Origin of the sequence: Cellulosimicrobium sp. CUA-896, assembly GCF_001942335.1 — a bacterium.
Taxonomy (GTDB): Bacteria; Actinomycetota; Actinomycetes; order Actinomycetales; family Cellulomonadaceae; genus Cellulosimicrobium.
Window position 1 is genome coordinate 1 of the sequence record NZ_MKKH01000064.1, and the last position, 6,645, is coordinate 6,645.

At 72.8% G+C, this 6,645-nt stretch carries 6 protein-coding genes and 2 pseudogenes; 3 read left to right on the forward strand and 5 right to left on the reverse strand.

Translation table 11 applies throughout. The annotated features are described in order from the left end of the window. On the forward strand, positions 1-126 hold a 126-nt coding region (locus BJF88_RS15545; RefSeq protein ID WP_222844027.1), incomplete at its 5' end, for a Fe-Mn family superoxide dismutase. Between the two features lie 400 nt (positions 127-526). On the opposite strand, the pseudogene BJF88_RS15550 reads toward BJF88_RS15545, so the two are convergent. The 3 genes and pseudogenes from BJF88_RS15550 to BJF88_RS15560 form a co-directional block, all read right to left on the reverse strand. Continuing rightward, positions 527-924: pseudogene (locus tag BJF88_RS15550) on the reverse strand (cytochrome c oxidase subunit 4). After that, a complete protein-coding gene (ctaD, locus tag BJF88_RS15555) occupies positions 921-2,753 on the reverse strand; it encodes a cytochrome c oxidase subunit I (RefSeq protein WP_075829472.1) in 1,833 nt (610 codons plus the stop codon). Before ctaD ends, BJF88_RS15550 begins: the two are co-directional and overlap by 4 nt. Before the next feature lie 166 nt (positions 2,754-2,919). Continuing rightward, positions 2,920-3,531 (reverse strand): annotated as a pseudogene (locus BJF88_RS15560) (cytochrome c oxidase subunit II); the annotation flags it as partial. Positions 3,532-4,187: 656 nt separating this feature from the next. Between BJF88_RS15560 and BJF88_RS15565 the strand changes: the two are divergent. Next, on the forward strand, positions 4,188-5,192 hold the full coding sequence (locus BJF88_RS15565) for a cysteine desulfurase family protein (RefSeq protein WP_255372093.1): 1,005 nt from the start codon (positions 4,188-4,190) through the stop codon (positions 5,190-5,192). Positions 5,193-5,242: 50 nt separating this feature from the next. Further along, a complete protein-coding gene (locus BJF88_RS15570; RefSeq protein WP_255372094.1) occupies positions 5,243-5,689 on the forward strand; it encodes a sulfurtransferase TusA family protein in 447 nt (148 codons plus the stop codon). Here the strand turns inward: BJF88_RS15570 and erpA are convergent. Both erpA and BJF88_RS15580 read right to left on the reverse strand, forming a co-directional pair. Beyond that, positions 5,578-5,928, reverse strand: coding sequence for an iron-sulfur cluster insertion protein ErpA (gene erpA / locus BJF88_RS15575; RefSeq protein ID WP_075829474.1), 351 nt, complete (start codon positions 5,926-5,928; stop codon positions 5,578-5,580). The two genes, BJF88_RS15570 and erpA, sit on opposite strands and share 112 nt — an antisense overlap. 216 nt (positions 5,929-6,144) lie before the next feature. Then, positions 6,145-6,645 (reverse strand): glycerate kinase (locus BJF88_RS15580; RefSeq protein WP_187346239.1); only part of this gene is annotated, 501 nt, incomplete at its 5' end.

The window sequence follows — 6,645 nt, forward strand, 5'->3', positions numbered from 1 at the left end:
CTCGACTACCAGAACGTGCGCGCCGACTACGTCACCGCCTGGTGGAACCTGGTCAACTGGTCCGACGCCGAGGCCCGCCTCCAGCGCGCCCGCACCCAGACCGCCGGGCTCATCGTCCCCGCCTGACACCCACCCCGCCCCGGTCGGCCACCGAGCCCGCCGACCACCGCGGGACCCCGCACCACCGCCGAACCCCGGGTTGTGCGCCGTTCAAGGCCTCGAACGACACACAACCGGGGTTCGCGCGCCCGGCGGCGCACAACCCAGGGCTCGGCACGCCCGGCGCGCACAACCCCGGATTCGGCGCCCCCGACGGCGCAACGTACAGCGACACGTGCGGAACCCGGGGTGCCACCGTCCTCCGCGGCTCGTCACGCGACGGCACGCCGGGACCAGGGTCCCTCGGACGCCGGCCGGGCCGCTCCGCCCACGACGAAGGGCCCGGTTCTCCGCGAGGAGAACCGGGCCCTGTCACGACCGGGCGACCGGAGCCGCGCTCCGGGCCGCGTCGCGCCCGGAGGAGGGGTCAGTGCGCGTGCTGGCCGCGGGAGAACTCGAAGACCCAGCCGACGAGGGCGACCGCGCCGAGCGCGATGCCGACGTAGACGAGCCACCAGCCGACCGCGAGCCCGAGGAACGTGGTCGCGCCCGTCGCCGCGATCGCGAGCGGCCACCAGCTCCACGGGGCGTAGACGCCTGGTCGCCGGCGCCCTGCTCGATCAGGCCGTCGGGGTCGTCCTCGGGCCGGGCGTCGATGCGACGGGCCGTGAGCGCGAGGTACGCACCGATCATCGCGACGAGCCCCGCGGTGAGCAGGAGCGCGACGGACCCGACGGGCTCCCAGCCGCTCATGAAGCCGTAGACGATGCCTGCGAGCACGAAGAACGGCGCGCCGAGCAGGAAGAGCTTGTACTCGATCTTCACTTGCCGTCCTCGCTCTCGTCGACGGGACCCGCGGTCCCGGGTTCGTCGATGATCCTCGTCGTCGTCGAGTCGCCCTGCTTCTCGGATCCACCGCTGAGACGGTCGAGCGCCACGCTCTTCTCACCGCGGCGGTCGGCCTCGCCGTACACGCGCTCGAGCACGTTCGGGCTGGGCTCCGCGTGGTCCATGGCCGCGACCTCGGGGTGGTGCAGGTCGAAGGCCGGCGACTCGGAGCGGATGCGGGGCAGCGCCGTGAAGTTGTGCCGGGGCGGCGGGCACGACGTGGCCCACTCGAGCGAGCGGCCGTAGCCCCACGGGTCGTCGACCGTGACCTTCGGGGCGTTGCGCCACGTCGTGTACACGTTCCACAGGAAGGGCAGCGTCGAGGCGGCGAGGATGAACGCGCCGATCGTCGAGACCTGGTTCTCCCAGGTGAAGCCGTCCGAGGGCGCGTAGTCCGCGTACCGACGAGGCATGCCCTCGACACCGAGCCAGTGCTGGATGAGGAAGGTGGTGTGGAAGCCGATGAACAGCAGCCAGAAGTGCAGCTTGCCGAGGCGCTCGTTGAGCATCCGGCCCGTGAACTTCGGCCACCAGAAGTAGAACCCGGCGAACATCGCGAAGACGACGGTCCCGAACACCACGTAGTGGAAGTGCGCCACCACGAAGTACGAGTCGGAGAGGTGGAAGTCGAGCGCCGGGCTCGACAGGATGATGCCCGTCAGGCCACCGAAGAGGAACGTGACGAGGAACCCGATCGACCACAGCATCGGCGTCTCGAACGTCAGCTTGCCGCGCCACATCGTGCCGATCCAGTTGAAGAACTTCACACCGGTCGGCACCGCGATGAGCATCGTCATGAAGGCGAAGAACGGCAGCAGCACCGCACCCGTGACGTACATGTGGTGCGCCCACACCGTGACCGACAGGGCCGCGATCGCGATCGTCGCGTAGACCAGCCCCTTGTAGCCGAAGATCGGCTTGCGGCTGAACACCGGCAGGATCTCCGTCACGATGCCGAAGAACGGCAGCGCGATGATGTACACCTCGGGGTGCCCGAAGAACCAGAACAGGTGCTGCCAGAGGATTGCACCGCCGTTCTCCGGGTTGAACACCTGGGCGCCGAGGCGTCGGTCCGCGCCGAGCGCGAAGAGCGCCGAGGCGAGCGGGGGGAAGGCCATCAGCACGAGGAGGCTCGTGACGAGCGTGTTCCACGTGAAGATCGGCATCCGGAACATCGTCATGCCCGGGGCGCGCATCGTGATGATCGTCGTGATGAAGTTGACGGCACCGAGGATCGTCCCGAAGCCGGCGAGCGCGAGCCCGAAGACCCACAGGTCTCCCCCGAGCCCTGGACTGAACGTCGTGCTCGACAAGGGCGCGTACGCGAACCACCCGAACGACGCCGCGCCCTGCGGCGTGAAGAAGCCGGCCGACGCGATGAGGCCGCCGAACAGGTAGAGCCAGTACGCGAACATGTTGAGCCGCGGGAACGCGACGTCGGGGGCGCCGATCTGCAGCGGCATGATGACGTTCGCGAACCCGGCGAAGAGCGGGGTGGCGAACAGCAGCAGCATGATCGTGCCGTGCATCGTGAACAGCTGGTTGTACTGCTCCTTGCTCTGCACGAGCTGGATCCCCGGCTCGAAGAGCTCCGCGCGGATCACGAGGGCCATGAGCCCGCCGATGCAGAAGAAGATGAACGACGAGATCAGGTACAGGTACCCGATCGTCTTGTGGTCGGTGGACGTCACCCACTTGATGACGGTCCGCCCGAGGGTCTGGCGCCGGGGGGCGAGACCGGGGACGACTTCGGCCTGGGCGACCATCAGTTCTCACCCTCCGTGGTAGCGGTGACGGGGTTCGGGTCCTGGAGCCGGCTGAAGCCTGGACGGGGATCTGGCCCTCCTGGCCCCGCTCGCGGAGCGCGTCCATCTGCGTGTCGAACTCGGCGCGGTCGACGACCTCGACGTTGAAGAGCATCCCGGAGTGGTGCTCGCCGCAGAGCTCGGCGCACTTGCCGGCGTAGACGCCCTCGCGCGTCGGCGTGACGACGAACACGTTGGTCCGGTGCGGGATCATGTCCTGCTTGTAGAGGAACGCGGGGATCCAGAAGGAGTGGATGACGTCGCGCGACTCGAGCTCGAACCGGATGCTCTCCCCCACCGGGAGGTAGAGCGTCGGCAGCACCTCGCCGGTGCCCGGCGCGCCGTCGATCTCGGCGTCCTCGGTCAGCGTCTCGCCGACGTCCGCGAGGTGCACGCCCGACTCGTAGACGTCCTCGTCGACGTAGTTGAAGTCCCAGCTCCACTGCTTGCCGATGACCTGGATCGTCATGTCGGACTCGACGTCGCGGTCCTGGATGGCCGTCATGTCACGGTCCGTGTAGACGAAGAGCACGAGGACCATGACGATGGGCACGGCCGTGTACATGATCTCGAGCGGCAGGTGGTAGCGCGTCTGGACCGGCAGGACGTGGTCGTCCTTGCGCTTGCGGTAGGCGGCGACGCACCACAGCATCAGTCCCCACGTGACGATGCCGACGAGCAGCGCGGCGATCCACGAGCCGGTCCACAGCGACGTGATGCGGGCGGTCTGGTTGGTCACCTCCCCGCCCTCGTAACCGGGCAGGAACCCGCGCTGGACCGAGTCGGTGGCGCAGCCGGACGCGACCGCTGCGACGGTGACGGCGAGGGCCGTCGCCCGCAGAACGGTGCGCCGTGTGCGGCTAGGGGGTTGCGAGTGCAAGGGGGGCCTTTCACGTCACGTCCTGCACCTGCCCGTCTCCACGAGCCCAGCACAAGACCTTCGTCCTCGACACACGCAGCCTAGCGCGCCGATCCGGGCTCCGTGGCCCCGGACGCGACCGGGGACGAGGAGATTCCTGCCACGTTCGCCGTACCTCCGCCGGGGTTCGACACAGGACCGGCCGCTCTGTCAGATCCTTCCGCGCGCCGCCGTCGCGACGCCACGCGATACCGTGCTCGTGTCCGCGGCGCGCTGCCGGAGTTCTCCGCGCCAGCGCTCGGTTCCGGACGGGTCGCACCCCGGCCGTCGCGTCCGCGCACGGCGCCCTGGCGGACGGCCGGCCCGCCCACTCCCGCCACCCGACGCCGGAGGCCCTGTGACGCACACCACCCGTCCGCGCGTGCTGCTCGACAACGGCGGGCGCGCACCGTGGCACCCCCTGGCCCGGCAGGCCTTCGAGCAGGCGCTCGACGACGGCTGGGCGGACCCGCGCCGCCTGCACGCCGAGGGCCGCCGTGCGGCAGCCCTGCTGGCGGGGCGCGCGAGGCCGTGGCCGGGGCGCTCGGGCGCGCACCGAGGAGGTCGTCTTCACACCGTCGCACACGGCCTCGCTGCACACCGCCATCGCGGCGGTGTCCTCCGGGCGGCGCCGCACGGGCGCGCGCGTGGTGGTGAGCGCCGTCGAGCGCGCGGCGGTGCTCCACGCGGCGGTCCACGGCGGCCTCGAGCGCCACGTCGTCGACGTGGACCGGTCCGGCCGCGTCGACGCACGGGCGATGTCCGCCGCCCTCGCGCGGCCCGGCACCGCGCTCGCCGCCCTGCAGCACGCCAACGGCGAGGTCGGCACGCTCCAGCCCGTCGAGGCCGTGCACGACGTCGCCCGCGCCGCGGACGTCCCCCTCCTCGTGGACGCGGGGGCGAGCCTGGGGCACGTCCCGGTCGCCGGGGCATGGGACGTGCTCGCCGGCGATCCTGCGGACTGGGGCGCAGCGCCCGGCGTCGGGGTCCTGGCGCTGCGCTCGCGGGTGCGGCGGCGCAGCCCGTTCCCGGAGGACCCGGACCCGCTGGTGCCGGGCGGCGTGAGCGTCCCCGCCGCGTTCTCCGCGGCCGTCGGGCTGCAGGCGGTGCTGGCCGACCTCGAGGCGCAGGACGCGCGGCGTCGCGCGCTCGTGGACCGTGTGCGGACCGCCGTGGCCGCCACCGTGCCCGACGTGGAGGTCGTGGGCGACCCGGTCGACCGCCTGCCGCACGTCGTGACGTTCTCCTTCCTCTACGTCGACGGCGAGGCGCTGCTCACCGAGCTCGACCGCGCGGGCGTCGCCGTCGGCTCGGGCTCCGCGTGCACGTCGGGCACCCTCGAGCCGTCGCACGTCCTCGCGGCGATGGAGGTCCTCACGCACGGCAACGTGCGGATCGCGCTCGACCGCTCGACCACCGCGGACGACGTCGAGCACCTGCTCGCGGTGCTGCCCGGCGCCGTCGCGCGCGTCCGCGCCGCGCTGGGGGTCGAGGGCCTGTGACCGGGGACGGGACGTCGCCCGGTCCCGCGACCGCGTCCGAGCCGGTCGTCGTGGACGCGCGCGGGCTGCGCTGCCCGCTCCCGGTGATCCGCCTGGCCGCGGCCGCGCGCGACCGGGCGCGGGGCGAGCGGCTGGACGTGTGGTCGACCGACCCGGCCGCGCGGCACGACGTGCCGGCCTGGGCGCGCATGCGCGGGCACCGGGTGGTCGACGAGCGCGCACTGCCCGTGTCCGACGACGGACCGGCCTGGGCGATCACGTCGAGCTCGGTCCGGGCACCGGTCCGTGACCGTGGCACGCCCTCCGGGCCGTGGCACGACGACGCCCCGGGCACGACGAGGCCCGGTCGCCGTGCGGCGACCGGGCCTCGTGGAGCGCGGACGGGTCAGCTGAAGGAGCCGCCGCACGCGCAGGCGCTGCCCGCGTTGGGGTTGTCGATCGTGAAGCCCTGCTTCTCGATGGTGTCGGCGAAATCGATCGTCGCGCCCTCGAGGTAGGGGACGCTCATCTTGTCGACCACGACCTCCACGCCGTCGTAGTCGCGCAGCGCGTCGCCGTCGAGCAGCCGCTCGTCGAAGTAGAGCTGGTAGATCAGGCCGGAGCAGCCGCCCGGCTGCACCGCCACACGCAGGCGGAGGTCGTCACGACCCTCCTGCTCGAGGAGGGTGCGGACCTTGTCCGCGGCCCCGTCGGTCAGGTTGACGCCGTGGGTGGCAGTCTCGGTGGTCTCGCTCATCTCGTCTCCGCGCTGTCGGGGGCAGCCGCGCTGCCCCGGTGGTGGCCGGCGTTCCCGGGGCTGCGAGACGTCCGTCAGCAGCTCCCGTCAGGTCCAAGAACACCGTCCGTGCCGGTCGTGTTCCCGAGTCTACGAGTCCGCGCGACGTCCGGTCGAGACGGGCCGGGCGCGGGCGTGCACCGCGGGGACGTCGCGGCCGCCGCCGCGGGGCACGCGTCAGACCCGCGACCACGTGCGCGCGACCCGCTCCACCAGCGCCCGCGGGGAGCCGCCGCCCCACGCGTGGACCCCGCTCAGCCCGGCGGCGGCCTGCTCCCGCCGCCCGGCGAGGACCGTGCGCGCGACGACCACGACGGGCAGCGCGTGCCGTGCGGCGCGGCGCGCGACCTCGGGCGTCGCACCGTCCTCCAGCTCGCGCGCGCCGAGCTCGTCCGCGACGACGACCACGAGGTCCGCCGCGGCGAGCCGCGTGTCGAGACCCACGGCGTCCGCCACCTCTCGCACCGCCGGGACGAGACGCCCCCCGAGCGCCGCGAGGGCGAACGCCGCACCGCCGCCGCTGCCCGTGCCCCCGAGCGCCGCGAGCGTCGCGGGGGAGGCGTCGGCGAGCAGGTCGCGTCCCGCGACGGGGCCGCGGCCGTCGCGGTCGAGCGTGCCGACCGCTCCGGCGAGGTCGTGCGCGACGGCACCGAGGCACCGCTCGAGGCCCTGGGCGAC

Bases quoted from the DNA above. Each gene is read 5' to 3' on its own strand.
- erpA (WP_075829474.1), bottom strand. From the start codon at position 5,928: ATGAGCGAGACCACCGAGACTGCCACCCACGGCGTCAACCTGACCGAC.
- ctaD (WP_075829472.1), bottom strand. From the start codon at position 2,753: ATGGTCGCCCAGGCCGAAGTCGTCCCCGGTCTCGCCCCCCGGCGCCAG.